This window comes from Mycolicibacterium rutilum (assembly GCF_900108565.1).
Taxonomy (GTDB): Bacteria; Actinomycetota; Actinomycetes; order Mycobacteriales; family Mycobacteriaceae; genus Mycobacterium; species Mycobacterium rutilum.
Map to the genome: position 1 here is coordinate 120343 of NZ_LT629971.1, position 26122 is coordinate 146464.

Sequence of the window (26122 nt, forward strand, 5' to 3'; positions counted from 1 at the left end):
GAGTGTAGCGTGCCTGCCGTCGGACTTACTAATCCGCCGCCTGGCCCGTTTCGACGGCGGCGGCCTCCACGGCGTCGTTCACCGGGTCGTGCACGACGGGCTTGCGGGTGACCTGCCCGGTCTTCGGGTCCCACCCCGCCGAGATCGAGTTGTCGCCCTCGTGACCCATCAGCGTGGTGAACGACTCCATCACGACCTCACCGTGCTGGTCGGTCAGCACGTTGCGGGTGGTGACGATGTCGGCGCCGAACCGCTCGTCGACGCTCTCGATGTGCATGACGCCGGTCAGCGCATCGCCGGCCTTGATCGGCCGGTGGAACTTGAATTTCTGATCCACCTGCACGATCTGCATCGTCTCGAAGCCGATGTCGTTGTGCTGGAAGAAGTGGCGCTGAATCATCACCGCGAAGATCGACATGAACGTCGGCGGCGCGATGAGCGCGTCGTGGCCCGCGGCCTTCGCGGCCTCCAGGCTGTGGCTGGTCGGGTCGTCGGCCTTGACGGCGTTCGCGTACTGACGGATCTGCTCGTGACCCACGACGTACGGCTCGGGGTACTCCCAGACCATGCCCTGGATGTCGATTTTCAGCGCCATGAGCTACGCCAGCTTCGCAACCGCGACGGCACGGCCGAAGATCTTCTTCCCCCCGGTCGTGGCCGACAGCGCGATGGTGACCGACTTCGTCTCCGGCTCAACCGATTTCACCCGACCGTTGAACACGATCTCGGCGCCCACGCCGTCGTTGGGCACCGGCACCACCGCGGTGAAGCGCACGTTGAACTCGGTGACCGCGGCGGGATCGCCGACCCACGACGTCACATAGCCGCCACCCAGACCCATGGTCAGCATGCCGTGCGCAATCGCGGTGTCCAGACCGACCTGCTTGGCGATCTCGTCGTCCCAGTGGATCGGGTTGAGGTCACCGGACACGCCGGCGTAGTTGACCAGGTCCTGGCGCGTCAGCGGGATGACCTTCTCGGGAAGTGTGTCACCCACCTTCACCGAATCGAACTCACGCAGTGGCATCTGAAAAACCCTCTTCTCCGTCACCCGTCCGACCCGCCAGGGTCGTGTATGTCTCCTGCAGGACGTCACCGGCCTCATTGGTGACGATGGTCTTGAGCACGACGATGTCGGTGCCGTGCGCCTGGCGCACCGAATCCACCGACACGTCGCAGTACAACCGGTCGCCGGCGAAGATCGGCTGCGCGTACTTGAACACCTGGTCGACCTGGACGATCTGCATGTCGGTGATACCGACACCGGCGTGCGCGAAGAACGCCGTCTGCGCCTTGTATCCCAGGACGCTGGTGAACGTCAGCGGCGCGGGCAGCCCCCTGTGACCGAGTTCGGCCGCGACGTCCTCGTCGAAGAAGGCGCGGTCGTCGTTCTTGACCGCGGTGGCGTACTCGCGGATCTTCTCGCGGCCCACGACAAAGTAGTCGGGGTAGCGGAACTCGACCCCGACGATTCGCTCGGACAACGACACAGTTAGTGAACCTACCTAGTCGGCCCGGGCGGTGCCCACGGGCCGGGCGCGTCTTAGCGCGATTCCTTGTGGGGCTGGTGCTTGCCGCAGTTCGGGCAGAACTTCTTGATCTCGAGGCGGTCGGGATCGTTGCGGCGGTTCTTCTTGGTGATGTAGTTGCGGTGCTTGCACACCTCGCACGCCAAGGTGATCTTGGGCCGTACGTCGGTACTGGAGGCCACGGTTGTCGTCCTTCGTCTACGCGTTCAATTGCCTGTAGCGGTGGGGGGGCTCGATCCCCCGACCTCACGATTATGAGTCGTGCGCTCTAACCAGCTGAGCTACACCGCCCCGGGATCCGGGCGGATGTCCGCCCGCTCACCGAGCCCCCTAACGGAATCGAACCGTTGACCTTTTCCTTACCATGGAAACGCTCTGCCGACTGAGCTAAGGGGGCCTGCCTACTTCGAGTCCCGCGCACTGAGGCGCGAGCCTTAAAGAGGGTACAGTCTCGCGGTTTGCCGCGCCAAACCGCAGGTCACTTCCTCGACTGTAGTCCAGGGTGCAACCACAGGTGATAGGACGGACCAGTGACCGAACCCAACCCGACGCGCGTGGCGGTGTACCTCGATTTCGACAACATCGTGATCTCGCGCTACGACCAGGTGCACGGTCGCAACTCGTTTCAGCGCGACAAGACCGCGGGCTTCCACAAGCACCCGGGCCGGCTGACCCAGGCGGTGGTCGACGTCGGCGCGATCATCGACTTCGCCTCGTCGTTCGGCACGCTGGTGCTGACCAAGGCCTACGCCGACTGGTCCACCGACGTGAACGCCGACTACCGCGACCAGCTGGTCGGCCGGGCCGTCGACCTGGTGCAGCTCTTCCCGGCCGCCGCCTACAGCAAGAACGGCGCCGACATCCGGCTGGCCGTCGACGCGGTCGAGGACATGTTCCGCCTGCCCGACCTCACCCACGTCGTGATCGTCGCCGGCGACTCCGACTACATCCCGCTCGCGCAGCGCTGCAAGCGGCTCGGCCGCTACGTCGTCGGCATCGGCATCACCGGGTCGATCAGCAAGTCGCTGACCGCCGCCTGCGACGAGTACGTCTCCTACGACGCGCTGCCCGGCGTGCCCGAGGTCGCCGCCGAGGCGCCGAAGAAGCGCCGCACCAAGGCCGACGCCGAAGCCGAACCCGAGCAGCCCGACCCGCAGGCCGCCGCGACGGCGCTGCTGCAGCGGGCGCTGTCGATCGCCCACGGCAAGGACGACTCCGACTGGCTGCACAACTCGGCGGTCAAGGCGCAGATGAAGCGGATGGATCCGTCGTTCTCGGAGAAGTCGCTGGGCTTCAAGTCGTTCAGCGACTTCCTGCGCTCGCGCACCGATCTGGTGGAACTCGACGAGAGCAGCACCATCCGGATGGTCCGGTTGCGTAGCGACGACTGAGCCGTCTATACGCTGACGACCATGGCCACCGACCGCCTCTACTTCCGCCAGCTGTTGTCCGGCCGCGACTTCGCCGCCGGCGACATGATCGCCCAGCAGATGCGCAACTTCGCCTACCTGATCGGCGACCGCGAGACCGGTGACACCGTCGTCGTCGACCCGGCTTACGCCGCAGGCGATCTCGTCGACGCACTGGAGGCCGACGGCATGCGGCTGTCGGGAGTGCTTGTCACTCACCATCATCCCGACCACGTCGGCGGGTCCATGATGGGCTTCGAGCTCAAGGGGCTCGCCGAACTGCTCGAGCGCACCAGCGTGCCCGTCCACGTCAACGCCCTTGAGGCCGACTGGGTTTCGAAGGTCACCGGCATCGCCCGCAGCGAGCTCACCGAGCACACCCACGGCGACGTCGTCACGGTCGGCGACATCGACATCGAACTGCTGCACACCCCCGGCCACACCCCGGGCAGCCAATGCTTCCTGCTCGACGGGCGACTCGTCGCCGGCGACACCCTGTTCCTGGAGGGCTGCGGGCGCACCGACTTCCCCGGCGGCAACGTCGACGACATGTTCCGCAGCCTGCAGGCGCTGGCCAAGCTGTCCGGCGACCCGACGGTGTTTCCCGGGCACTGGTACTCCGCCGAGCCGAGCGCGTCGCTGTCGGAGGTGCGCTCCACCAACTACGTCTACCGGGCGAGCAACCTCGACCAGTGGCGCATGCTGATGGGCGGCTGACTTCGCCGGAGCCCCGTCACCTGGGACAAAGGTCCGCATACCGGACGGTATTGCGATATTCTCCCGTTTGCTCAGCGCCTTGGGCGCATACGGGGAGGACCGCTTGCGATGACGACACCGCCCACCCCTGCCGGCTGGTACCCCGATCCCGAGGGCGCAGGCGGCCAGCGCTACTGGGACGGCTCGGCCTGGACCGAGCACCGCTCCCCCGCAGACACCCAATCGTACGAACCCGCCGCTGCCGCACCGGCTTTCGACATCGCGCCCGCGTCGGTCGACCGCGGGCTGCTCACCCGGTACCTGGCGGCCTGCGCGGCGATGCTGGCCGTGCTGATTGCCGCCGTCGCTTACGGCGTCTTCGTCAACGACGACACCGCCTCCGAGCCCGCCTCCATCCAGATCGAGACTCCCGCGGCGCTGCCGCCGGGCGGCTGGGGCGTCGAGACCGAGGCACCGACGGACCCGACCACCACCGAGGCGGCCGCCGCCGGCGGAGAGGCCGTCGACGGGCCGCTGGCGTTCAGCGTCGCCGACGTCGAGGTCGGCACGACGGTGTCGTCGACCGAAGCGCCCGTGGAGAAGGACGCCGTCGGCGAGTACGTCGTGGTGCGCCTGTCGGTGGTCAACATCAGCGATGCGCCCGCGCAGTTCCTCGGCACCTTCCAGACCCTGTTCGCCGGCGGCACCGAGTACAACATCGACGACGAGGCGACGTTCTACGTCAACGGCGGCTTCGTCGAGATCCCGCCGGGCGCCGAGGCGCAGGTCGGCGTCGCCTTCGACGTCCCGCCCGGCACCGCGCCCGAATTCATCGATCTGCACGCCGACCCGATGAGCCCGGGCGTGCAGATCCCGCTGCCGTAGCGTTCCGACACACTGGGAGGCGTGCCCGACACGCTCTATGCCGACGTGTCCGAGTGGCAGGTCGGCGTCGACGACAGTTACCCCTACCCGGTGCTGTGCATCCGGTCCAACGACGGAACGTATCGAGATCGTCGCTGGCGCAACAACTATGACTGGTGCGTGCGCAACGTCGACAGCGGCCGCCTGACGTTCTTCATCGTGTATTTCGTGTGGCGACCCAATTGGCGGCAAACCGTCGAGGTGTTCAAAAGCCAGATCGGTACGCCGCATCCGAGGATGGCGGTGATGCTCGACGTCGAATCCTGGGGCGGACAGATCCGCGGAAACCAGTCCGCGGGCATCAACGCCGCCCACGACGCCGTCGGCGCGTTCGTCGGCAGCCCGAAGAAAGTCATCGGCTACGGCAATGTCGGCGACCTCAACAACCTGTGGCCCACCAAACCGCCGGGCATCCGCCTCGTGGTCGCCGCCTACGGACACAACCCGCCGTATCCGGGGAAGGTCGCCCATCAGTACACCGACGGGTCCGGATACGGCGGCGGACTCCCCGAGGGCGCACCACCCTTCGGCAATTGCGACACGAACTCCGCCGACGGCTACACCCCTGCGCAATTCGCAGACACCTGCGGAATTAGCAACTCCGTTGAAAATGCCGTTCTCTCCACGGCGAAAACCCGTCGCACGAAAATGGGAAACAACGGGGGGAATTCGTAGACAAGATCGTTCCCGTTGGGCAAACTGTAACGCCAGCGTCAATAAACGGACGGGGACCGCGTGAAGAAGCTAGTGCTGTGCTTCGACCGCGCCCGTCGCTATCCGGAACCGAGCGACGCGACCAACGCGCACCGGCTGTTTCACCTTCTCGACGACCGCGCTGACCAGGTCACCTGGTATCACCCCGGCGTCGGGGTGCCCCGGTTGTGCTGGCGGGAAGCCGCCGCCGACGACGCCCGCGCCGCGATCGCCGAGGCCTACCAGTTCCTCGTGGATTGGTGGGAACCCGGCGACCGGATCTACATGTTCGGCGTCGGCCGCGGGGCGTACTGCGCGCAGACGCTGACCCGGCTGCTCAACACCGTCGGCGTGCTGCCCGACCTGATGGACTACGCGCTGGCCGCCTACACGTTGCCGCGCACCGCCCGCACGATTCAGGACTGGAAGCGGGTCCGCGACATCGCATCGCAACTGATCGAACAGCGCGGACTGGGCGTGCCGGTCTGGTTCCTGGGCCTGTGGGACTCGATGACGATCCCCGGCTTCACCCGCCGGTCGATGCCCAAGCCGCTGTCGAACGTCGAGATCGGCAGGCACGCGGTCGCGATCGACGGACGCCCCGGCGTGCGGCTGATCGGGTCGGCGTCCGACCGCATCGACGAGGTGTGGTTCCGCGGGGCGCACTGCGACGTCGCCGGCGGGCGCGGCGCATGCGAATCGCTGGCCGACATCACCTTCGACTGGATGCTCGATGGTGCCGTGTCGGCCGGGCTCGGCATTCCCGCGTCCCGCAGGCAAGCCGCCCTGGGCCCCGCGCAGTTCGACGCGCTGGCCGAGACACCGCCGACCATCGCACTGCGCCGGCTGCCCGAGTCCGCGGCGGTGCACGGCAGCGTCGAGATGTATCTGCGTGAGCATCCGCAGTACTGGAAGCGGCTGCCCGACGAGGTGACGTGGTCCGATCTGGAATGGGCGGCACGCGCCGCGCGCCGCGGCCCCGCCACGGCACCCGTCAGCAACAGCAGCGAGCTGAGCTTGGTAAACACCCGAGGAATCTCAGTTCGCCAGTGACCGTTGCTTGATCACTCATCCGGGACTGCCCAGCAAATTTACGCCGATGCCAATTAGCAAAGGCTGTGCAAACGGCTCCGGCGTGATATACAGCGGGGCGTGGACGCGGATCAAGAACTGCTCGGCTTATCGGCCGGCATGTGGACGGCGATGGCCGCATGGCTCGCCGTCGTGGTCGGTATCGCCGCCCTGATCTACGCGTGGCGGCAATACCAGCGGGCGAAGCGGCAGAGCGCCGAACTGATGCAGCCCAACGTGGCGATGTTCATGGAACCGGCCGCCAACGACTGGCACTTGATCGAACTCGTCGTCAAGAACTTCGGGCGCACGCCGGCCTACGACATCCGGTTCGACTTCGCTAACCCGCCGACGGTGGCCAAGTACGAGAACGTCTACGACGACCGGTACGTCGACATCGTCCACCTGAATCTGCCCGCCGAGATCCCCTACCTCGCGCCGAGCCAGGAGTGGCGGATCGTCTGGGACTCCGCGCTGGACCGCAAAGAGCTCGGCGAGAGCATCGCGTCGCGGTTCGACGGCGAGCTGCGCTACTACGACCAACCGCGCGGCGACAAGAAGAACCGCGGCCGAACCCAGTACCGCTCGACCGCGGTGCTGGACTGGTCAACGCTGCATCCCGTCGAGCGGCTCGAGCTGCTCACGACGCACGACATGGCGCGTCAGGAAAAGCAGAAGCTCGAACTGCTGCGCCACCTGCTGACCTACTACCACTACGCGGCCAAAGAGAGCCGCGAAGAGGTGCTGCGTAAGGAGATCAACCAGGTCCGCGCGGCCGCCGACGAGCTACGGGAGCGCTACCGCACCGATATCGAGGCGCCGCAACGCGTTTCCTACCACCCGGCGGCGACCAACGGTACTGGGCCCGCCCATATCGACGAGATCGACATCAACGCCGAGTTCGAAGAGGCGCACACCCAGATCCTCAACGGTCGCGCGGCACGGCACCGGCTCGACTAGAGGCTACTTCCAGACGGCGCCGACGCCGACCTCCCACAGCCCGAGCTTGGGTATGCCGCTGCGGCGAGATGCCTTGCGCCGCCTGGCGGCTGCGCGGTCGCTGTCGAGGTGCTCGGCGGACCGGCTTCGCTTCGCACGCATGATGTCCCCCTGATGTTCGGGGCCCGGCAACCCCTCGCTGCCGGGCTGAAACCAACGCTAGGGAGCGACGACGCACGCGTCGTGCGTAGTGGGCTACCCCACCACCTGTCGACGCCCACGCCGACGTTTCGTAACATCGATACGATTACGCACCGCATTCAAAGGAGAAGCGATGACCGTTGGCTATGAACTGACCGAATCCGTCGCGACGATCACGCTCGACGACGGCAAGGTCAACGTCCTCGGCCCCGATATGCAGGCGGCCATCAACGAGGCCCTGGACCGCGCCGAGAAGGACTCCGCCAAGGCGGTCGTGCTCGCGGGCAACAACCGGGTGTTCAGCGGCGGATTCGACCTGTCGGTGTTCCAGTCCGGCGACCCGAAAGCCGCCCTGGCGATGCTGGCCAGCGGGTTCGAGCTGTCGGTGCGGTGCCTGACGTTCCCGGTGCCGGTGTTCATGGCGGCGACGGGCCCGGCCATCGCGATGGGCTCGTTCCTGCTGCTGTCCGGCGACCACCGCGTGGGCCAGCCGAAGACCCGCTGCCAGGCGATCGAGGTCGCGATCGGCATGACGATCCCCAACGCCGCGCTCGAGATCATGCGGTTCCGGCTGACGCCCGCGGCGTTTCAGCGGGGCGCGGCGCTGGCGTCGACCTACGTCGGCGACGAGGCGATCGCCACCGGGTGGCTCGACGAGATCGTCGAAGCCGACCGCGTCGTGACCCGCACCCAGGAGTTGGCGGCCGAGGCGGCGTCGACCCTGCACACCGGCGCGCACCTGGGCACCAAGCTCAAGGCCCGCGAGTCGGCTCTGAAGGCAATCCGCGCCGGGATCGACGGCCTGGCAAGCGAATTCACGCTCGGCTAGGCCGCGCGTATGCCCAGGGCGAAGCAACGCACGCCCGAACTGGCCGAACACCTGCTGACGGTGGCCATCGCGACGCTGTCCGAGGAGGGCATCGCGGGGTTCACCACCCGGCGGGTAGCCGAGCGGGCGGGCACGTCGGTGCCTGCGGTCTACGAGCTGTTCACCGACAAGGCCGGCCTGATGCGGGCGATGGTGTTCGAGGGATTCCGGCTCCTCGGCGCCGAACTCGCCGAGGTGCCGACCACCGACGACCCGCTCGCCGACCTCGAACAGCTGGTGCCGGTGTTCCGGTCGTTCTGCCGGACGTATCCGCGACTGGCGCAGCTGATGTTCGCCCGGCCGCTGGCCGATCTCGAGCCGGGTCCCGACGACCGCGCTGCTGGCGCCTCGGTGCGCGACGCCTTCACCGGCCGCATCCAGCGCTGCGTCGACGCGGGACTGCTCGCCGGCGACGTCTCCGACATCGCGCACCTGCTGCTCGCGCTGGCGCAGGGGTTGGCGGTGCAGGAGCTCGGGCGGTGGCTGGGTTCGTCGGCGCCGTCGATCGAGCACCGGTGGCGGCTCGGCGTGCGCTCGCTGCTGGCGGGGCTGCGCCCGTAACCCGGCCTCCCCTCCGCGAGTTCTACACCAGGGTCGCGAAATCGGCCGAACGGCAGCCCTAGCGTCGATCTCGGCGACACCCAAATCGCCCGCATGCGGCCTCCCCTCCGCGAGTTCTACACCAGGGTCGCGAAATCAGCCGAACAGCAGCCCTAGCGTCGATCTCGGCGAACACCCAAGCCGCCCGAGGGATTGAGGCAATTGCCCCATGTGGCCGACCCGCCCGCCGGGCAACGCTAGCGGCCATGAACACACCACAAGCGGCCGCGACCGCCACCAAGTCCATGCCCCTGCCCGACGGCGACGAGGAGCGCGTCATCGGCTTCGGCGTGATGGGCCTGCCGTTCGCCAACGGTCACTATCTCGCCTACCGCGACTTCCCCGAGACGTCCTTCTCGCCCGCCTACAAATCGGTCTGGCACCGCACGCCCGACGGCGTGTGGACGTTCTACGCCACCACGCCGGGACCGCAGAGCTGCTCGCGCTACTTCAGCTCGGCGACCACCGTCGAACCGGTCGTCTGCACCATCGACACGACGTGGCTCACGCCGTGGTCGTTGACGATTTCGATTCCGGGGGTGCTGGATTGGAGCGTCGACATCACCAGGACCGCGGCGACCACGATGATGAGCGCGATGGCGTCGCGCATCCCCGCCGCGGCGGCCCGCAACCGAACGCTGCTACGCGCCATGAGCCGCGTCGTCGGCCCGGTCATGCGGATCGGCAAGGTGCGGCTGACCGGCCACATGCCCAACGGGCAGGAGTTCCGCATCGCGCCGCGGCGGGTGTGGGCGGTCGCTGACTCCTCGGCCGTGCTGAGAGGCGTCGATCTCGGGCCGATCGGGCCGCACGAAACCCAGGGCAGCCTCGCCGACTTCCAGTTGCCGCAGCGCGGTATCTGCGTGGTCGCCCAAGGCCTGTTCGAAGCGTTCGACGTCGCCCGGCACCGCGACGGCGACCGGCTTGACCTTTCCCGCTGAGCCGACGGACCTGTCGGTGCACAATCAGGGCGTGGCCAGCAGTTCCACCCGGCATGAGCTTCCGACGCGGGCGGAGGTGCTGGCCGCGCTGTCCGTCGCCGTCGACCTCGGGCTGGGCCAGCCGGCCGAACACATGCTGCGCTCGGCGCTGATCGCGCTGCGGCTGGCCGACCGGCTCGGTCTGACTGAGCGACAACGTGATTGCGTCTACTACACGACGCTGATCATGTGGATCGGCTGTCACGCCGACTCGCACGAGTACGCCCGCTGGTTCGGCGACGACATCGCGGTGCGGCGCAGCTCGTACCTGGTGGACTGGTCGGGCCTGCCGTACCAACGGTTCCTGCTGACCAACATCGGGCACGGCGAGTCGCTGCTCAGCCGCCTCAAGACCATGGCGACGCTGTATGCCAATGCGCGCGGGCACATTACGCAGCTGATCCATTCGCATTGCACGTCGGCGGGTCTGCTCGCCGACCGCATCGGCCTGGGCGCCGACGTGCGCGACGCGCTGCGCTACACCTTCGAGCGGTTCGACGGCGGCGGGCTGCCCACCGGCGCCTCGGGTGAACAGATACCGATCGAGATGCGCGTCGCCCAACTCGCCGACATGGCTGAAGTCCATCAACGCGAGTACGGCGTCGAGGGTGCTGTCGCGATGGTGCGCAGCCGCCGCGGCGGCCAGTTCGATCCCGCGCTGGTCGACCCGTTCGTCGCCGATGCGGCCGGGGTGCTGGCGGTGCCGTCGACCGGCGACGTGTGGGCGACCGCGCTGCAGTACGCACCGGATCACGGCACCCGACTCGACGGCGAGTCACTGGACGCGCTGCTGGTGGCGCTCGGCGAGTTCGTTGACCTGAAATGCCCGTTCACACTAGGGCATTCGCGGGCGGTGGCGACGCTGGCCGGCGCGGCAGCCGAAGCGCTCGGGCTGGACGCCGTGGCGGTCGCGACCACCCGGCGTGCCGGATACGTCCACGACATCGGCCGCATCGGCGTGTCCAACCAAATCTGGTCGAAGCCAGCGCAATTGAGCACAGCCGAGTTCGAGCGGATGCGGCTGCACCCGTATCTGACCGAACGGATTCTGTCGCAGGTACCCGCTCTCAAGGAGGTGGCCGCGGTTGCGGCCAACCATCACGAATGCCTGGACGGTTCGGGGTATCCGCGCGGGCTGTCGGCGCGGCAGCTGGGCATGCCCGACCGGGTGCTGGCCTGCGCGGTGAGCTACCAGAGCGCGCTGGAGCCGCGGCCGTACCGCGACGCGCTGGGCCCGGCGGGGGCGGCGCGGCGACTGCGGGAGAGGGCGACGAACGGTGAATTCGACCCGTCGGCCGTCGACGCGGTGCTGTACGCGACCGGTCACGCATCGACCAAGCGGACCGCGCGCCCGGACGGGCTCACCGCACGCGAGGTCGAAGTCCTGCGACTGGTCGCGCAGGGCGCGAGCAATAAGGACATCGCCGCCAAGCTGGTGCTTAGTGAGAAGACGGTGCGCAACCACGTCGAACGTGCCTACGCCAAAATCGGCGTCAGTAACCGCATCGGCGCCAGCCTGTATGCGCTGGAACACGGCCTGACGAGCGAATGAGTCGGAAGCTGGCGGTTGGGTGAGAATTCGCTCGAAGATTAGGTGGACGGAGATCGCCGGGGTAGCCTGAGGAAGCAGGTTGAGTTTCCAGCCTTCCGGAAACGTCACAGTTCCAAGCGTGAATCCGCCGCTTGACGCCTCGACGTGACCGTCCTAGCTTTTTCCTCCATTCCCCGGAGATCTCGATGACCCGCTCCACCTCTACCCAGCCGTCCCCAAATCACGAGGGTCGCAACCAGTTGACCATGTCCACCGAATGGATTGACCCGTACGTCGTGCGCATCACCGCTCGGGGTGAGGTCGATGCGTCCAACGCCGCACAATTACGCGAGTACGTCTTTCGTTACGCGGCGAACTGCCGCAACCTCGTGCTGGATCTGCGGGACGTGACGTTCTTCTCCAGCGCCGGCTTCGCGGCGTTGCGCACCATCAACGTTCGGTGCGGACGCGCCAACGTCGAATGGACGCTGCAGTGCGGGTCGATCGTGTCCCGCGTGGTGGACATCTGCGATCCCGACGGCAACTTGCCCCAGACGATCGACTGATCACCGCCGGAAGAAATCCACCGTCTTCGCGACACCCTCGACGATCCCGACACGAGGTCGCCAGTCGAGCACTTCACTTGCGAGGCGGATGTCGAGGCATGAGCGCCTCAGATCACCGACACGCGGCGGGCTGAACTCCGGTTCATCGGGCCGTCCTGTCGCCCGCGCCACGATCGAATGCAATTGGGTAGTCGACGTTTCCGTACCGGTCCCGATGTTGAAGCGTTGACCGTCACCGGCCTGTCCGCCGGCCCGCACGTAGGCGTCCACCACATCGTCGACGAAGACGTAATCGCGGGTGTCGCTGCCGTCGCCGAAGATCGTTGTCGGTTCGCCGGCGAGCAGTGCGTTGACGAAGATCGCGACGACGCCCGCCTCTCCGTGCGGATTCTGGCGCGGCCCGTAAACGTTGCCCGGCGCGATGTGCGAACACTGGAGTCCGTGGAGGTTGCGGTACATGTTCAGATACACCTCGCCGGCACCTTGCCCGCGGCGTACGGTGAAGCGGGATCGGTCGGGACCTGTTCGGAGACAGGGTAACTCGGCGGCACACCGTAAATGGCGCCACCGGATGAGGTGTGCACGATCTTGCGGACTCCGGCACGGCGGCACGCCTCGGCGAGCCGCACGGTGCCAACGACATTGACGGTGGAGTCGAACTGCGGGTCGGCGACGGATCGGGTAACCGAGATCTGCGCCGCCAAATGGAATACCACCTCGGGTCTCGCCTCAGACAGCAAGCCGGCAAGGTCGGCGGTGACGATGTCCGCCTCGACGAACGCGAAGGTACCGTGCTGCCGCGCCTCGGCGAGGTTCTCGGCGCGACCCGAACTCAGGTCGTCCAGTCCAGTCACTGTGTGACCGTCGGTCAGCAAGCGGTCGACCAAGGCCGATCCGATGAAGCCGGCCGCCCCCGTCACCAGCGCTCGCACCGGCTTCACAGTACCGATGCAAGGCAAAGACGGCGCCGAAATCGCCCGCTGCCATGATGGAGCGGTGACACATATCCGGGGCCGGGTCTGGCGGGGCGGCAAACCGCAGGACGAGTTCGACTTCTCCTCGATCTCGGACTATCTCGGCGAGGACGACGCGCTGGTCTGGTGCGACATCTACGATCCCGTGCACAGCACGCTCGAAGACCTCGCGCAAGAACTCGGCCTGAACACCTGGGCCGTCGAGGACGCGATCGCCGAGTCCGAGCGCACCAAAGCCGTCGTCTACCGCACCCACACCTTCTTCACCGTCTACGCGGTCTCCGAGGCTCCCGACGATGACGGCTCCAAGCTGTCGATCCACCGCATCTCCGGGTTCGTGCTGCCGCGCGGGCTGATCACCGTGCGACTGTCCCCCGAATTCGACATCGACACCGTCTCGCAGCGCTTCGACGAACTCGGCGGCCAGGAGTACGGCGTCGGCGCCCTGGTGCACGGCCTGCTCGACGTCGTCGTCGACGGCCACTTCGAAGCCGTGCAGAAACTCGACGACGAGATCGAAGACCTCGAGGACGAACTGTTCGAGGAGCGGCCCCAGCGCGGCGATCTGCAGCGCAAGACCTACCGGCTGCGCAAGGATCTCGTCGAACTGCGCCGCGTCGTGCTGCCGATGCGCGAGGTCGTCAATTCCATCCAGCACCGCCGCCTCGACGCCAAGACCGCCCCCGAACTCGACCCGCTCTACGCCGACCTCTACGACCACGTGCTGCGGGTCTCGGAGTGGACAGAGTCGTTGCGCGACATGATCACGACGGTCTTCGAGACCAACCTGTCGCTGCAGGACGCCCGCCTCAACATGGTCATGAAAAAGCTCACCGGCTGGGCCGCGATCATCGCGGTGCCGACCGCCGTCACCGGCTTCTACGGCCAGAACGTGCTCTACCCCGGCATCGAGACCGCGAGCGGCTTCATCGTGAGCACCCTGCTGATCGTGGTGCTGGTGATCGTGCTCTACGTGATGTTCAAGAAGCGAGACTGGTTGTGAGTCAAGCGGATCGCAGCATCTGCTCGGCGCGCCGGTAGTCGTCGTCGGCGTTGAGCGTCAGCACACCGACCACGTCGTCGCCCGACTCGTACCACACCGTGAACCCGTTGTGGTGCTCGACGAACCGGCTGCGCTCGTAGCCCGCACCCCAACCGCGGTAGCGCAGCACCGAACTGTCGATCACCGACGCGTACGACGGCACGATGTCCCACACCGCCGAGAACCCCGCCGCGGTCAGCCCGGCCACCCGGCCCTGATGCGCCGCGTCGCGCCAATGCTCGGCGGGGATCGGCCGCCCCGCGGTCACGTTGTGCGCCAACGCCACATCGCCGGCGGCGTACACGTTGCGCGCCGAGGTGTGCATGTGCTCGTCGACCACGATCCGCCCGTCGCGGGTCGCGATGCCCGCCGCCTCGGCCAGCCGGATGTCGGGCCGCACTCCCGCCGCGCTGACCACCAGGTCCGCCTCGACGGTCTCGCCGGTGCCCAGCACCACCCGGCCGTCCTCGATCGCGGCGACGGTGGTGTCGCCCGCGAAACGAACTCCGGTGTCCGACAGGATTTTCGCGACGCGTTCGCCGGCCTGTGCGCCGAACCTCCGCTGCAGCGGCACGTGCTCGGCGGCGACGATCATCGTCGCGACACCCCGCCCGGCCAGACACGACGCCGCCTCACACCCGATCAGCCCCGCGCCGATCACCACCGCGCAGTCGGCGTACCGCGCCGCCATCTTCAGCGCGACCGCGTCGGCGAACGACCGCAGCGTCAGCGCGGACTCGATCCCGGCGACCGGCGGGCGCACCGCCGCCGAACCGGACGCGACGACCAGATGCCAGTACGCGTATCGCCGGCCGCCCGCGGTCACCACCTCCTGCCGCTCCACGTCGATGCCGCGCACGGTGACGCCGCGGATCAGCTCGACGCGGTTGCGGTCGAACCACGCCGCGCTGTGCAGATCCAGGCGGGTGTCGCGGTCACACAGGAAGTCCTTGCTCAGCGGCGGCTTGGCGTACGGCAGCGCCGGATCGGTGGTCAGGATCCGCACGGGGATGTTCGGATGCCGGGCCCGGAACGTCTCGGCGGCGCTCACGCCCGCTGCGCCACTGCCGATGACGACCAACCCGGACACGGCCGTCAGCCCGTGATGTTGAAGACGAGACAGAAGGTGTGGCCGGACGGGTCACGGAACACGCGGAAGTCGGTCTCCGGCACCCCTGTCACGCGGGTCGCCCCGAGCTCGAGCACTTCCTGCTCGGCGGCGTCGGGGTCCTCGACGAGAATGTCGAGGTGCAGCTGCTGCGAGCCCTTCGGGTCGGGAAAGGTCGGCGCCTCGTGCTCGGGTGAGTACTGGAACGCGATCCGGCGCCCGCTCGGGTCGGTGAGCACCACCCAGGTGTCGTCCTCGTCATCGAGGTCCCCGCCGATCACGCCGGCGTAGAACCGGCCGAGTTCCCTCGGATTCCGGGAGTCGAGGACGACGGTACGTAGTTGGCCGATCATGGTCGCCGGGTTACCGCTGCACGCACGGCTCAAACGGTGCCGGCTACTCGCGCTGCCCGCCGTAAGAATTGGCGTTCCCCAGCATCTCCTGCAGCCGGTCGCGAGGCTCGCCCTCGCCGGGTTTGAGGCTCAACGGCGGGCCGGCGGTGTTGGGGTCGCCGATCGGCAGACCGTCGGGGCCGACCTGGCCGAGGATCCGAGTCGGGTTCGGCGCGGTGGGGTCGGCCACCTGCAGATCACCCGGGCCCGGTTCGGCGGGCGCTGCCGGCGCGGGCGGGGGCGGTGGTGGTGGCGGGGGCGCGGGCAGGTTCTCCCCCGGCAGGTTCGGCGGCTGACCCTGCTCCTGCCCCGGCCCGGGACCCGGTCCCGGGCCTTGGCCCGGCTGGCCGATCGGCGGCAGCCCCGGCGGCGGGCCGATCTGCTGGCCGGTCGACCCGGGCGGCGGCGGAGGCTCCGGCGTGACGGTGGCCAGCGTCGGCGGCGGGGTCGGGGCCGGCGGCTCGTTGATGATCGCGAGCTTGCGCTCCAACCGGGCCTGCGCGTCGGCGCGCACCGCCTGACGGTCCGCGACCGGGTCGGTGTTGTCGGCGAAGCAGCCGGCCGGCGCCTCGCCGACGACGGTGAGCGCGTCGCGGTACAGCGTGTCGGCGTCGGCGCTGCGACCGCTGGAGACGGCGAGATCACCGAGTGTCTCGCGGACCAGTTCGAGGTTGACCCGCACCGGACACGACGCCTCAGCGCTCGTCGCATCCAACGCCTCGGCGAAGCGGGCCTCGGCGTCGACCAGCTTGCCTTCCAGCACGAGCACGTCACCCTCGGCCAAACCGATTGTCCCCGAGTCGATGACACCGAAGCTGCGGAGCCGTTCGACGTCGCTGCGCAGCGTCGCGGTGTCGTGGTTGGCGAACGCCGACACCGCCGAGTTGCCCACCTTCACCATGTTCGCAATCAGACCGGCGGCCACCAGCAGACCGATCAGCACCGGCGCGGAGAACAGCAGCGCGCGGCGGCGCAGCCGCAGCCGGCTGCGCGGCGGGTGATACCAGGCCCGCCACCGTCGCAGCAGGGTCTCCGGGGCGCGGCGCAACATCATCGGGTCACGTCCTGCGCGGTGAAGTCGCTGCGCGACAACCTGTTCCGCCGGTATTCGCGGACCGTGAGGATCACCTCGACGAGCACCAGCGCCGACGCCAGCAGCGCGAAGACCCAGTACCACTCGGTGCGCCCGACCTGCGGGTCGTTTCGCCCGGCCTCGACGGTGTCGGACATGCTCCCGGCGTTGACCGCGGGCAGCACCGGCGTGATGTCCTGGCCGGCCTCGCGGTGCACGTAGGGCATATTGAGGCTCTCGGCGATGTTCTCGAGCCGCTGCTGGTCCATCGGCGCGGTCATCACCGTCGACGTGCCGGTGACCGGCAGGTACAGCTTGCGCCCGGCGGCGTAGTTGGCGGGGATCGGCCCGCCGGCGGTGGTGCCGTAACCGAACACCGCCCCGGCGGTGATCAGATCGGCCGGCACGTCGAACGGTTCATACGACACCTGCGACCCGAGGGTGCCGTCGCCGAAGTAGAACACCACGTTCTGGGCGCGCGGATAGTTCTTCTTGGCCTGTTCGAGTTGTTGGCGCAGTAGGTCGTTGGCCGCGGTGGGGTTGATGTGGTCGACGGCGTCGGGTGCGACGAGTGAGTACGCCGACAGGTTCTTGGCGTAGGCCCGGAAGCTGAACTCGTCGGCCGACAGCGGCCAGTCGACGGCGGCCTTGGTCGCGAAACCGATCATGCTCACCCGCGCGCCGCGGTACTCGTCGAGCAGTGCGGTGATGTCGTTGCGGACGCCGACCATGCGCGCCTCGTCGTCGCCGTAGTCGGCGACCCGCGAGGTGACCGAGCGGTCGACGACCAGGATGAGGTTGACGTCGGAGACGTAGGACGCCGTCGCCGAGGCGGTGCGGTCGCCGTCCATCGGATGTCCGGGCCGCAGCGCCGCCAGCGCCAGCAGCAGGACCGCGAACGTCAGCCCCGACCAGCGCAGCACCACGTCGCGGTATCGGCCCGCCGGTGTGCGCACCAGCAGCCGGTACAGCGTCACCACCCGCACGATCACGATCACCGCGGCCAGGACCGCGATCACGTACACCGGCAGCACAGGAAGGAACGTCATCGCCGCAACACCACCAGACCGACCGACAGCAGCGCGGCCGCCACCACCGCGACGGCGAGCGGCAGTTGCGGTTTGTCGAAGTACCGCGGCGTGTTCGTGCTGACGCCCAGCGACGCCGCCGCCGGCGGATTGTCGGTGATCTCCTCGAGGCTGGCGCTGAGCACCTGGCTGGTGCCGCCCGCCGTGCCCGCGGGGTTGTAGAGCGTGAACCGGCCGCCGGTCGCGTCGGTCAGTGTCCGCAGGCCGTCGTTGCCCTGGTCGCTGGTCTCGGCGACGTCGGCGCGGGAGATCGCGTTGATTTGCACACCGCCGCGCTGCGCCATGCTCTGCACCTGATCGAGGGTGTACAGCGCGGGCCGGGTCTCCTCGGAGCTGCGGAACCGGCTGTAGCCGAGGTAGACCAGTTGGCGACGGTGGTCGCTGGTGTTGTCCAGCGCGGGAAAACCGCTCAGGCACAACGCGAGTACATCCTCGAGGCTGGTGGCGTAGTCGACGTAGTTGACGGTGCGGGCGAACGCTTCGATGCCGCCGGCCAGTTCGAGGCGGTCGTCGAGCGACACCTCCTGGTGCGTGTCGAGGGCCTGCTGGATCTGTGGCATCGACGCGAAGTACCGCAGCCGCTGCTCGATGAACGTGTTGTCGCGGGTCATCGGCATCACCCGCAGGTTGGCCGACGTCAGGCCGATCTGTTCGTTGGTGAACGACTTCGCCTGTTCGGCATAGTAATTGAGGAAGTCGGCGGTGGTGGGGTCGGTGACCGGCTGCCCGACGCACAGCATGACGTCGCGTGGGTGGGCGGCGTCGTATCCGTCGTCTGCGGCGGCGAGCTGGACCGGGCGCGCGGCCGCGACGATCGCCGACAGGAACACGATGAGCAGCAGCCCGGCGGTGACAGCCATCGTAATCATGTAGATGCGTTGCACGCGGGCGAATTCGGGCAGTCGGGTGAGCCGGTTGACGTGGGCCAGCGGGCGCAGCCGGCGCGCGACCCGTTCGACCGGTGCCAGCCAGGCCGCGGCGGCGCCGACCGCCAGGCACAGCAGGCCGGCTGCGAGGATCACCCACCATTTCAGCTCCACGTGCGGATCAACTCCTCCGCCGAGCGGCCCAGCGCCGTGACGTCGGCGCGCGAGTCGGCGTTGAACTGCGCGTCGTGCAGCCTGGTCAGCACGGGCACCGCGCGGGCGAGCTCACCGTCGCGCAGCTCGGCCAGGTGCAGGTACTGTGCGCGAACTCCGGTGGCCACGAACAGGAAACTGCGCACAGCGCGACCGTAGGCGGCGCTGGCCTGCGGCCCTGTCAGCGCCCGCGCCTGGTACCGGGCGGTGGTGTCGGCGATCGTCTTCGAGAACCGGCGCCGCACGAGCTTGGCGTGCAGGTTGCGCAGCACCGGGATCCTGCGTAGCCGCGCCGGCGGCAGCGTCCACAGCACGACGCCGACGCACCACCCGACGGCCACCACGACGAGCAGCACGGCCAGCAACGTCCACCATCCCGGCAGCGGCAGCGGCCCGCCGATGAAGCGCAGCAGATCATCGCCCGGCATGGCTGTAGGCCTCCGTGAGTTCGACCATCTTCGCGCGGATCTCGGCACTGCTGTTGATCCGCACGAACGGCACGGCGCGGGTGAGGAAGAACTCGTCGAGTTCGGCGGCGCGGCGAGCCTCGGCTTTGCGGTAGGCGGCTGCCACCGCCGGCCCGAGGGTGACGCCGTCGGGGACGAACCGGCCGGTGGCCACGTCGTAGGCGTCCTGCTCACCGGCGTCGGCGCCGACGGCGGGCATGTCGGCGACAGCGACCCACACCAGTTCGTGGCGCGACGTGAGCCGGGTGACGACGTCGTCGAGGCGGTCGGTGACGTCGGGTTCGTCGCTGACCACGACGATCAGCAGGCGGCGCCGGTGGCCCAGCGCGACGTAATCGAGTTGCGTGACAATGTCACTGGTGCCGACGTCCCCGAGGCTGTGCGCGTAGTAGCCGTCGAGCATGCCCTCGATGTGGTTCTCGCCGCGGCGCGGCCGCACGTTCGCGCAACCGTGGGAGTCGCCGTAGACCATGCCGATCTGGTCGGTGCGCCGCTGGCTGATCAGCGCGACGGCACCCATGACGAGGGTGGCGACGTCGCGTTTGACCTCGCCGCTGGGTGTCAGCGCGCTCATGTCGCGGCCGGCGTCGCAGACCAGCAGGATCTTGTGGTGCTTCTCGGTGACGAACTGCTTGACCAGCGTCTCACCGGCGCGCACCGACGCGCGCCAGTCGATGTCGCGGATCTCGTCGCCGGGCACGTAGGGCCGCAGGTCGTCGAATTCCATGCTGCGCGTGTGTAACAGCGCATAGTGACCGCCCTCGAGCATGCCGCGGGTGTCGGTGCCGAAGTGGGCGATCGCCCGGTTGAGGTGTCTGCCCATGCGGTCAGGGCACCCGCACCGACTGCAGCACCGCGTCGATGATCGTCTCGGCGCTCACGCCGGCGCTGATCGCCTCGAATCGCAGGATCAGCCGGTGCCGCAGCACGCGGTGCGCGACGTTGCGGATGTCGTCGGGCAGCACGTGGTTGCGCCCGGTCAGCAGCGCGGCTCCGCGCGCGGCCTTGGCGAACGCGATGGTGGCGCGCGGGCTCGCGCCGTACTCGACGAGCCGGGCCAGCTGCGGGGCCAGCACCTCGGTGGGATTGCGGGTGGCGTACACCAGTTGCGAGATGTAGTGCACCAGCACCGGATCGAGGTGGATGTTGGAGCAGATCCACTGCAGCTGGCGCATGTCGTCGAGGCTGATGACCGGCCGCGTCGGCGCATCCCGGTCGTACACCCCGGCGTCGATGCGGAAGATCACCTCGGCCTCCTCCTGCGGCGAGGGGTAGCGCAGCACCTCCTTGAGCATGAAGCGGTCGGTCTGCGCCTCCGACAGTGGATAGGTGCCTTCCTGGTCGACCGGGTTCTGGGTGGCGATCACCAGGAACGGTTCGGGCATCGGGTAGGTCTGCCCGGCGATGGTGGTCTGGCGTTCCTCCATCGCCTCAAGCATCGCGCTCTGGGTCTTGGCCGAGGACCGGTTGATCTCGTCGAGCAACACGATGTTGGTGTGCACCGGACCGAGTTGGGTGACAAACGAATTCGACGCCGAGTCGTAGATCTGGGTGCCGAGGATGTCGCTGGGCAGCAGATCGGGCGTGCACTGGATGCGGTTGAAGCCGCCGGAGATCGATTCGGCGACCACCCGCGCGGCCGTCGTCTTCGCCAGCCCGGGCACCCCCTCGAGCAGGATGTGCCCGCCGGTGAGCAACCCGATCAGCAGGGTCTCGCGCAGGTTGTCCTGCCCGACCACCTTGGCGGAGAACGACCGCGCGATCGCGTCGACCACGCGCTGCGCGTTCTCCATGTCGGTGGCGTTGGGTTGCACGCGGGTCGCAGTCATTGGGGTCCTCAATACGGTTGGGCCGTCAGGCCTTGCGGATGGTGAAGGTCGGCGGGTTCTTGGTCATGTCGGCCTTGCCCTCGAACCAGTAGGGCGCCGGTTGGTTGTTCCGGTTGAAGATCGGGTCGGTGGCCTGCAGCGTCACCATGAACTCGACCGAACCCATCACCTGTTGCAGGCCCTGGTTGTCGATGGTGCCGGTGAAGCTCAGGTCGTCGAGGTCGGTGGGCGCGGTCCACCTGGCGGTGCCCTGCACCCGCGGCGAGGCCGCGTTCTGCGGGCAGTTCGGCGGTGAGAGTTCGGTCGATTTCGCGCATTCGACCAGCAGGGCCATGATCGCCTTCTTGACCGCCTCCTGGCCGGCCTCGCTGGTCTCGAAGCCGTAGTTCATGTTCTCCCCGTACTGCAGTTTGTCGAGCAGGAAGACCGGCTCTTCCGGGGTGAACAGCGTCGTGACGTTCGGGTTCGAGCCGGCGATGTCGACCCAGCCGGGGAACACGTACGGCCGTCCCGACGCGGGCATCTTCTCGCCGAACAACGTGATCTGGTCGATCAGCCCGGGTGCTTCGTCGCCGCCGTCCTTGCGGAAATCCAATGGCAGCGCAGCGTTTTCGAGTTTCCAGCCGCCGCCGTCGGCGCCCTGCTTGAGGTAGAGGGTCTCGTCGATCGCGACGTGCCCGAACGTCGCCATCACCTGTACGCCGCCGATGCCGCCGGTCTCGTTGACGACGATGTCGCTGATCGGCATCTTCTCCAGTTGCTTCTGCAGGATCTCGTCGGTCAGCAGCGATTTGTCGGGCGGCTGGTTGATCGCGTAGGACAGTGCCTTTTCGGCGTCGCCGGCGGCCAACGCCTCGAGGTAGCTGCGCATGGCGTCGGCCGGGGTCTTGGTGCTGCCGGAGCCGCCGTCGTCGCCTCCGCTGAACACCACGAAGCCGGCGACGAGCACGATCACCGCGATCAGCACGCCCGCCCCGGCGAGGATCAGGCGGCGCCGGTTGCGCGACGGCGGTCGCGGGGTGATCGGCGGGCCGAACGCCGGGCCCGGCGGGTAGGTGGGCGGCGGCTGCCATTGCGGCGGTTGCGGGGGCTGCCACTGCGGCGGGGCCGGTTGCCATTGTGGTGGTTGCCCTTGCGGGGGCTGTTGTGGCGGTTGCCCTCCGCCGATCGGGTTCGGGCCACCGAAGTTCGTCATTTGTTCTCCACCACGGTCGCGGGGTCTTCGCCGAGGTCGACTTGCTGGGTGAACCACACCTGGGCCTGCAGCGGCACGGTCTGACCGTCCTTGCGCCGCACGGTGACCGGCACGTCGTTGACTTCGCCCATCACCATCACGGTGCGCAGCACGCCCTGAAAGGTGTACTTCAACCCGTCGAGGTTGATCGGTCCGGTCAGCTGGATCGTCGAGGTGTCGTAGTCGGCCCAATCCTCGCCGCCGACAATCTCATTGCAGTAGGCGGGTTTCTGCCCCGGGCTGTAGCACTTCGTCAGCCACGCGCGCACGGCGTCCTCGGCGCCCTTCTTGCCCGCGTCGGTCATCGAATACTTGAACTCGAGGAACGCGAACCCGCTGAGCTGGTCGAGACCCAACGGCCCCGGCGGGGTCACCGCGATGAACGGCGTGGACGTGCCTGCCTCCAGATAGCCGGGGAACGCGTAGAAGTGGCCGGCGCTGTCGAGCGGCTTGCCGAAGATCTGCAGCGTCGCGTCCGGGCTCAGCTCGTTCTTCTCGGCGAGCGTCCCGACGTTGACGAACGCGTACTGGAGTTTCCAGCCGTTGTCGTCGCGCACCATCGAGATGTTGCCTTCGGAGCGGCGGTCGCCGAACCGGGCCGCGGCCTTGACGGCGACGTGGTCGGCGTCGACTCCCGCTGTCTCACCGAGGATCTCGATGTCGGTGATCGGCAGCGCGTCGATCTGCTTTTTGAGGACCTCGTCGGTGAGCAGGTCGTCGGATCCCGGCCGGGTCGACCCGAGCGACAACGCCGCCTCCGCGTCGCCGCGGCTGAGCGCCTCGAGATACGACTTGACCACCTCGCTGGCGTCGCCGCTCGTCTTCGCGGTGCCGGCCGCGGCGTCACCGGTGTCCTCGGCGTCCCCGCCCGAAAGCAGCAGCGCCGCGGTGACGACCGCGATCACCACCAGGACCACCACCGACGCACCGATCGTGATCAGCAGCGGCTTGCGGTTCTTCGGCGGTGGCGGACCCCCGAACTGTGGCGGATAGCCCTGCGGCGCAGTGGGATAGCCGGGCGGGTTGACCCATGGTTGTTGCGGACTGCCCCATGACGGCTGCGGGTTGGGACCCGGCCAGGGCGGCGGCTGGTTGCTCATCACCTTTCCAACGTGATCTTCGGCGGGTCCTGCGAGATGTCCGCCTCGCCCGTCACATAGGCGGTGGTGGTGGTGCTGTACGGACCGCGGTCGGTCTGCACCGTGATGCCCCATTCGGTGGACCCGTACAACCGCACCGTCGCGGTCCGCTGGTCGAGGAAGTCCGCGTCGATGTCGTCGAAGTTGGTCGGCGCCGTCCATTTCGCGGTGCCCTCCACGGCGCTGGGGATCTTGAAGTCGTTGGGGCAGTCGGGCGGCTCCAGTTGGTTGGACCGCGCGCACTCGTCGGCCATCGACTTGAGTGCATCGCGGATGGCCTTCTGACCGGCCTCGGAGATCGAGTACTCGGGGCGGCTGCTCGACAGACCGAGCCAGATCTCCTGCAGCGACGGCGGTTCGTCCTTGTAATTGACGATCTCGACGTTCGGGTTGGTCGAACCGAAGTCGACCCACCCCGGAAACAGGTACGCCTTGCCGGTCTTGGGTACCGGCTTGCCGAAGATCGTCACCATCTCGACAAGCTTCTTGCTCGTCAGATTGCCGATGTTGGCGTCGACGGATGCCACGCCGCGCTGCAGCTTCCAGTCATCGCCGTCCGCCGGTTTGGGCAGCGTGATCTCCTGATCGGAGGTCTTGCCGCCGAAATCGGCGCGCACCTGCACTGTCGCGCCCTTGGCGCTGGTGTTCTCGCCGAGGATCGTGATGTTGGTGATCGGGTACTTCTCGGCCTGCTTCTTGAGGATCTCGTCGGTGAGGAACGTCTTGTCCGGCGGGACCTGCTGGGAGAACGACAGCGCCGCCTCCGCGTCACCGCGGGCCAGCGCGTCCAGGTACCCCTGCACCGCCTCGCCGGGAGTGGCGGCCCCGCCCCCGCCGGCGCCGCTCCCGGAGAAGATCACCACACCGGCCACCACCAGGACGATGACCGCCGCCGCGGCGCCGATACCGATCAGCAGGCCCTTGCGCCGCTTCGGCGGTCGCGGCTGAATCTGGTTCGGGCCGAACTGGTTCGGATAGAACTGGCCCGGATACTGCGGCGGATATTGAGGCGGATAGTCCTGATACGGCGGCGGCTCCTGCGGCCACTGCGCGGGCGGTTCCTGCTGCGGCGGCTGCCAGGGCGCCTGCGGTGGTGGTGGTGGTGGTGGTGGCGGCGCGCCCGCCGGCCCGCCGATCGGGTTGGGCCCGCCGAAATCATGGCGGTCGCTCATCAAAACCCCCGACGGTCATGCGCCAACTGCGCCTCAACATGAACGGTGGCCCCGGCAGAACAGGGGCCACAAAAATCCTAAAGTCCGCCGGGGTATGGTCCGTGCACTAATTTTTGGCGGCGAAATCCCAGGTCGGCGCGGTCAGCCGCCGCAGTGCGGCGGTCGGGGCGATTTCATCTGGGCGACGTGCGTGACCGCGTCGTCGACGCGGGCGGTGCTCAGCTGGCCGGTTGTGACGGCCTGCTCCAGCGCGTCGAGCACCGCGGGCACCTCGTCGGTGGTGATCCACAGCGCCACGTCCGCGCCGGCCTGCAGCGCCCGCAGCACCGCCTCGGCGACGCCGTAGCGCTGATTGATCGCGGCCATGCTGGACAGGTCGTCGGTGAACACCGGCCCCGTGAACGGCGGGCCGCCGTACCCGCCCGAGCGCAGCAGGTCGTAGGCCGGCTGCGACAGGCTGGCGGGGTCCGTGCCGGTCAGGCCGGGCACCTCGAGGTGACCGAGCATAACCGCGACCGGCGCGACGGTCGTCAGCGTGTGATACGGAATGAGGTCGTCGGCCATCAACTGGTCGAGCGCGGGGGTGCTGACGAATCCGGTGTGCGAGTCCCCCGAACCGTGGCCGTGGCCCGGGAAGTGCTTGAGCACCGGCAGCAGTCCGGCGTCGCGCAGTCCCTGGGCGTACGCACCGGCGAACGCCGTGACGGTCTGCGGGTCGGATCCGAATGAGCGGTCACCGATGACGGTGTTGTCGGGCGCCTCGGTGACGTCGACGACCGGCGCGAAGTCGATCGTGATGCCCATCTCCCGCATCTTGCGGCCGCGGTCCAGCGCGATCGCGTACACCTGTTCGGGACTCATCGTGGCGGCCAGCTCCCGCGGTGACGGCTGCGAGCCGATCAGGCTCGACAACCGTTGCACCCGACCGCCTTCCTCGTCGACGCTGACCGCGAGCGGCAACGGGGCGGCCGAGTCCGCGATCGAGCGCAGCTCGCCGTTCTGCAGCATCGACCGGTCGGTCCAGCTGCCGATGAAGATGCCGCCGACCCGGTGATCGGCGACCACGGCGCGAGCGTCGTCGGCGCCGGTGACACCGACCATCAGCAGCTGGGCGAGCTTGTCGCGCAACGGCAGCGCGGTCGCCGCGATCGCGGGGTCTTCGCAGCCGGGCGGCGGCGGGGGCGGGGGCTGGTCGTTCGCGGGCGCGGCCGACGGCGCCTGTGCGGCAGGCGGATCCGGTTCCAGCCGCGGTTTCAGGACCACCCATCCGGTCACCGCGAGCACCGCCACCACGACCGCCGCCAGCGCGGCGGTCGCCCACCGGCGGTTCGCCGGCTGCGGGGCCGCAGGTTGTGGCGCGGGTGTGGTGGTGGTGACGCCCGTGGCGGCGTCGCGCAGCGCGTCCGCGAACGCCCGACATGTCGGGTAGCGGTCGGCCACGTTCCGCGACAGCGCTCGGGCGAACACCGGGTCCAGCGGCGCGAGGTCGGGTCGGTCACCGGCGAGCCCGGACTCGATG

General features: G+C 68.3%; 29 protein-coding genes, 2 tRNA genes and 1 pseudogene. 12 read left to right on the forward strand and 20 right to left on the reverse strand.

All coding sequences use genetic code 11. The features are described 5' to 3' along the window. Positions 1 to 28 precede the first annotated feature (28 nt). The 6 genes from hadC to BLW81_RS00550 form a co-directional block, all read right to left on the reverse strand. Complete coding sequence (gene hadC, locus BLW81_RS00525; protein ID WP_083405493.1) at positions 29 to 595, reverse strand: (3R)-hydroxyacyl-ACP dehydratase subunit HadC; 567 nt, start codon at positions 593 to 595, stop codon at positions 29 to 31. 3 nt (positions 596 to 598) lie between these two features. Beyond that, entirely contained in the window at positions 599 to 1027 is a 429-nt protein-coding gene (hadB, locus tag BLW81_RS00530; protein ID WP_083405494.1) for a (3R)-hydroxyacyl-ACP dehydratase subunit HadB, read from the reverse strand. Further along, positions 1014 to 1490 (reverse strand): (3R)-hydroxyacyl-ACP dehydratase subunit HadA, encoded by a 477-nt coding sequence (hadA, locus tag BLW81_RS00535; RefSeq protein ID WP_083405495.1) that lies wholly within the window; start codon positions 1488 to 1490, stop codon positions 1014 to 1016. The genes hadB and hadA overlap by 14 nt, the downstream gene beginning before the upstream one ends. Before the next feature lie 53 nt (positions 1491 to 1543). Then, a complete protein-coding gene (gene rpmG, locus BLW81_RS00540; RefSeq protein ID WP_059101288.1) occupies positions 1544 to 1711 on the reverse strand; it encodes a 50S ribosomal protein L33 in 168 nt (55 codons plus the stop codon). Positions 1712 to 1746: 35 nt separating this feature from the next. Then, positions 1747 to 1820: transfer RNA gene (locus tag BLW81_RS00545), tRNA-Met, on the reverse strand. Between the two features lie 33 nt (positions 1821 to 1853). Next, positions 1854 to 1926, reverse strand: a tRNA-Thr gene (locus BLW81_RS00550). Between the two features lie 133 nt (positions 1927 to 2059). Here BLW81_RS00550 and BLW81_RS00555 point away from each other — a divergent pair. From BLW81_RS00555 to BLW81_RS00580, 6 genes are all read left to right on the forward strand, one after another. Continuing rightward, complete coding sequence (locus BLW81_RS00555; RefSeq protein ID WP_083405496.1) at positions 2060 to 2920, forward strand: NYN domain-containing protein; 861 nt, start codon at positions 2060 to 2062, stop codon at positions 2918 to 2920. 21 nt (positions 2921 to 2941) lie between these two features. Further along, a complete protein-coding gene (locus tag BLW81_RS00560; protein ID WP_083405497.1) occupies positions 2942 to 3655 on the forward strand; it encodes an MBL fold metallo-hydrolase in 714 nt (237 codons plus the stop codon). Between the two features lie 108 nt (positions 3656 to 3763). Next, positions 3764 to 4519, forward strand: coding sequence for a DUF2510 domain-containing protein (locus BLW81_RS29560; protein ID WP_173839559.1), 756 nt, complete (start codon positions 3764 to 3766; stop codon positions 4517 to 4519). Positions 4520 to 4540: 21 nt separating this feature from the next. Beyond that, the gene (locus BLW81_RS00570) at positions 4541 to 5233 is read left to right on the forward strand and encodes a glycoside hydrolase family 25 domain-containing protein (protein WP_083405498.1); all 693 of its coding nucleotides are present in this window, start codon (positions 4541 to 4543) and stop codon (positions 5231 to 5233) included. Positions 5234 to 5293: 60 nt separating this feature from the next. After that, entirely contained in the window at positions 5294 to 6304 is a 1011-nt protein-coding gene (locus tag BLW81_RS00575; RefSeq protein WP_083405499.1) for a phospholipase effector Tle1 domain-containing protein, read from the forward strand. A gap of 138 nt (positions 6305 to 6442) precedes the next feature. Continuing rightward, on the forward strand, positions 6443 to 7282 hold the full coding sequence (locus tag BLW81_RS00580) for a DUF8453 domain-containing protein (protein ID WP_157897862.1): 840 nt from the start codon (positions 6443 to 6445) through the stop codon (positions 7280 to 7282). Between the two features lie 3 nt (positions 7283 to 7285). On the opposite strand, the gene BLW81_RS29155 is transcribed toward BLW81_RS00580, so the two are convergent. Beyond that, on the reverse strand, positions 7286 to 7423 hold the full coding sequence (locus tag BLW81_RS29155) for a hypothetical protein (protein WP_157897526.1): 138 nt from the start codon (positions 7421 to 7423) through the stop codon (positions 7286 to 7288). A 172-nt stretch (positions 7424 to 7595) separates the two neighbouring features. Between BLW81_RS29155 and BLW81_RS00585 the strand changes: the two genes are divergently transcribed. From BLW81_RS00585 to BLW81_RS00605, 5 genes are all read left to right on the forward strand, one after another. Continuing rightward, complete coding sequence (locus tag BLW81_RS00585) at positions 7596 to 8291, forward strand: crotonase/enoyl-CoA hydratase family protein (RefSeq protein WP_083405501.1); 696 nt, start codon at positions 7596 to 7598, stop codon at positions 8289 to 8291. A 9-nt stretch (positions 8292 to 8300) separates the two neighbouring features. Next, on the forward strand, positions 8301 to 8891 hold the full coding sequence (locus BLW81_RS00590) for a TetR/AcrR family transcriptional regulator (protein ID WP_083405502.1): 591 nt from the start codon (positions 8301 to 8303) through the stop codon (positions 8889 to 8891). 245 nt (positions 8892 to 9136) lie between these two features. After that, on the forward strand, positions 9137 to 9871 hold the full coding sequence (locus BLW81_RS00595; RefSeq protein WP_083405503.1) for a hypothetical protein: 735 nt from the start codon (positions 9137 to 9139) through the stop codon (positions 9869 to 9871). Between the two features lie 31 nt (positions 9872 to 9902). Further along, positions 9903 to 11462, forward strand: a complete 1560-nt coding sequence (locus tag BLW81_RS00600; protein ID WP_235632134.1) for an HD domain-containing phosphohydrolase — start codon at positions 9903 to 9905, stop codon at positions 11460 to 11462. 245 nt (positions 11463 to 11707) lie between these two features. Further along, positions 11708 to 12007, forward strand: coding sequence for an STAS domain-containing protein (locus tag BLW81_RS00605; RefSeq protein ID WP_083405504.1), 300 nt, complete (start codon positions 11708 to 11710; stop codon positions 12005 to 12007). Here the strand turns inward: BLW81_RS00605 and BLW81_RS00610 are convergent. After that, positions 12008 to 12939, reverse strand: a pseudogene (locus BLW81_RS00610) (NAD-dependent epimerase/dehydratase family protein). A 64-nt stretch (positions 12940 to 13003) separates the two neighbouring features. Here BLW81_RS00610 and BLW81_RS00615 point away from each other — a divergent pair. Next, the gene (locus tag BLW81_RS00615; protein WP_083410232.1) at positions 13004 to 13984 is read left to right on the forward strand and encodes a magnesium transporter CorA family protein; all 981 of its coding nucleotides are present in this window, start codon (positions 13004 to 13006) and stop codon (positions 13982 to 13984) included. Position 13985: 1 nt separating this feature from the next. On the opposite strand, the gene BLW81_RS00620 is transcribed toward BLW81_RS00615, so the two are convergent. From BLW81_RS00620 to BLW81_RS29800, 12 genes are all read right to left on the reverse strand, one after another. Continuing rightward, complete coding sequence (locus BLW81_RS00620; protein WP_157897864.1) at positions 13986 to 15122, reverse strand: NAD(P)/FAD-dependent oxidoreductase; 1137 nt, start codon at positions 15120 to 15122, stop codon at positions 13986 to 13988. Beyond that, a complete protein-coding gene (locus BLW81_RS00625) occupies positions 15119 to 15484 on the reverse strand; it encodes a VOC family protein (RefSeq protein ID WP_083405506.1) in 366 nt (121 codons plus the stop codon). Before BLW81_RS00625 ends, BLW81_RS00620 begins: the two co-directional genes overlap by 4 nt. Positions 15485 to 15527: 43 nt before the next feature. After that, on the reverse strand, positions 15528 to 16577 hold the full coding sequence (locus tag BLW81_RS00630) for a hypothetical protein (RefSeq protein WP_083405507.1): 1050 nt from the start codon (positions 16575 to 16577) through the stop codon (positions 15528 to 15530). Further along, positions 16574 to 17644 carry a vWA domain-containing protein gene (locus BLW81_RS00635; RefSeq protein WP_083405508.1) on the reverse strand — a complete coding sequence of 357 codons (1071 nt, stop codon included), beginning with the start codon at positions 17642 to 17644 and terminating at the stop codon, positions 16574 to 16576. Before BLW81_RS00635 ends, BLW81_RS00630 begins: the two co-directional genes overlap by 4 nt. Then, positions 17641 to 18723, reverse strand: coding sequence for a hypothetical protein (locus BLW81_RS00640; protein ID WP_083405509.1), 1083 nt, complete (start codon positions 18721 to 18723; stop codon positions 17641 to 17643). Before BLW81_RS00640 ends, BLW81_RS00635 begins: the two co-directional genes overlap by 4 nt. After that, entirely contained in the window at positions 18714 to 19190 is a 477-nt protein-coding gene (locus tag BLW81_RS00645) for a hypothetical protein (RefSeq protein WP_083405510.1), read from the reverse strand. Before BLW81_RS00645 ends, BLW81_RS00640 begins: the two co-directional genes overlap by 10 nt. Beyond that, positions 19177 to 20052 (reverse strand): DUF58 domain-containing protein, encoded by an 876-nt coding sequence (locus BLW81_RS00650; RefSeq protein ID WP_083405511.1) that lies wholly within the window; start codon positions 20050 to 20052, stop codon positions 19177 to 19179. The genes BLW81_RS00645 and BLW81_RS00650 overlap by 14 nt, the downstream gene beginning before the upstream one ends. Positions 20053 to 20056: 4 nt before the next feature. After that, positions 20057 to 21058: an AAA family ATPase gene (locus BLW81_RS00655; RefSeq protein WP_083405512.1), complete on the reverse strand. Its 1002-nt coding sequence runs from the start codon at positions 21056 to 21058 to the stop codon at positions 20057 to 20059. 25 nt (positions 21059 to 21083) lie between these two features. After that, the gene (locus tag BLW81_RS00660) at positions 21084 to 22253 is read right to left on the reverse strand and encodes a DUF4878 domain-containing protein (protein WP_197680348.1); all 1170 of its coding nucleotides are present in this window, start codon (positions 22251 to 22253) and stop codon (positions 21084 to 21086) included. Next, positions 22250 to 23395, reverse strand: a complete 1146-nt coding sequence (locus BLW81_RS00670) for a DUF4878 domain-containing protein (protein WP_157897527.1) — start codon at positions 23393 to 23395, stop codon at positions 22250 to 22252. Before BLW81_RS00670 ends, BLW81_RS00660 begins: the two co-directional genes overlap by 4 nt. Then, positions 23392 to 24603 (reverse strand): Rv0361 family membrane protein, encoded by a 1212-nt coding sequence (locus BLW81_RS00675; RefSeq protein WP_083405515.1) that lies wholly within the window; start codon positions 24601 to 24603, stop codon positions 23392 to 23394. Before BLW81_RS00675 ends, BLW81_RS00670 begins: the two co-directional genes overlap by 4 nt. Positions 24604 to 24744: 141 nt before the next feature. Next, positions 24745 to 25893: a glycoside hydrolase family 3 N-terminal domain-containing protein gene (locus BLW81_RS29800; RefSeq protein WP_407662367.1), complete on the reverse strand. Its 1149-nt coding sequence runs from the start codon at positions 25891 to 25893 to the stop codon at positions 24745 to 24747. Positions 25894 to 26122 lie beyond the last annotated feature (229 nt).

Bases quoted from the DNA above. Each gene is read 5' to 3' on its own strand.
- BLW81_RS00625 (WP_083405506.1), bottom strand. From the start codon at position 15,484: ATGATCGGCCAACTACGTACCGTCGTCCTCGACTCCCGGAATCCGAGG.
- BLW81_RS00580 (WP_157897862.1), top strand. From the start codon at position 6,443: ATGTGGACGGCGATGGCCGCATGGCTCGCCGTCGTGGTCGGTATCGCC.
- BLW81_RS29155 (WP_157897526.1), bottom strand. From the start codon at position 7,423: ATGCGTGCGAAGCGAAGCCGGTCCGCCGAGCACCTCGACAGCGACCGC.
- BLW81_RS00560 (WP_083405497.1), top strand. From the start codon at position 2,942: ATGGCCACCGACCGCCTCTACTTCCGCCAGCTGTTGTCCGGCCGCGAC.
- BLW81_RS00595 (WP_083405503.1), top strand. From the start codon at position 9,137: ATGAACACACCACAAGCGGCCGCGACCGCCACCAAGTCCATGCCCCTG.
- BLW81_RS00675 (WP_083405515.1), bottom strand. From the start codon at position 24,603: ATGAGCGACCGCCATGATTTCGGCGGGCCCAACCCGATCGGCGGGCCG.
- BLW81_RS00655 (WP_083405512.1), bottom strand. From the start codon at position 21,058: ATGACTGCGACCCGCGTGCAACCCAACGCCACCGACATGGAGAACGCG.
- BLW81_RS00650 (WP_083405511.1), bottom strand. From the start codon at position 20,052: ATGGGCAGACACCTCAACCGGGCGATCGCCCACTTCGGCACCGACACC.
- hadC (WP_083405493.1), bottom strand. From the start codon at position 595: ATGGCGCTGAAAATCGACATCCAGGGCATGGTCTGGGAGTACCCCGAG.
- BLW81_RS00585 (WP_083405501.1), top strand. From the start codon at position 7,596: ATGACCGTTGGCTATGAACTGACCGAATCCGTCGCGACGATCACGCTC.
- hadB (WP_083405494.1), bottom strand. From the start codon at position 1,027: ATGCCACTGCGTGAGTTCGATTCGGTGAAGGTGGGTGACACACTTCCC.
- BLW81_RS00590 (WP_083405502.1), top strand. From the start codon at position 8,301: ATGCCCAGGGCGAAGCAACGCACGCCCGAACTGGCCGAACACCTGCTG.
- BLW81_RS00645 (WP_083405510.1), bottom strand. From the start codon at position 19,190: ATGCCGGGCGATGATCTGCTGCGCTTCATCGGCGGGCCGCTGCCGCTG.
- BLW81_RS29560 (WP_173839559.1), top strand. From the start codon at position 3,764: ATGACGACACCGCCCACCCCTGCCGGCTGGTACCCCGATCCCGAGGGC.
- BLW81_RS00635 (WP_083405508.1), bottom strand. From the start codon at position 17,644: ATGACGTTCCTTCCTGTGCTGCCGGTGTACGTGATCGCGGTCCTGGCC.
- BLW81_RS00630 (WP_083405507.1), bottom strand. From the start codon at position 16,577: ATGATGTTGCGCCGCGCCCCGGAGACCCTGCTGCGACGGTGGCGGGCC.
- BLW81_RS00660 (WP_197680348.1), bottom strand. From the start codon at position 22,253: ATGACGAACTTCGGTGGCCCGAACCCGATCGGCGGAGGGCAACCGCCA.
- BLW81_RS00605 (WP_083405504.1), top strand. From the start codon at position 11,708: ATGTCCACCGAATGGATTGACCCGTACGTCGTGCGCATCACCGCTCGG.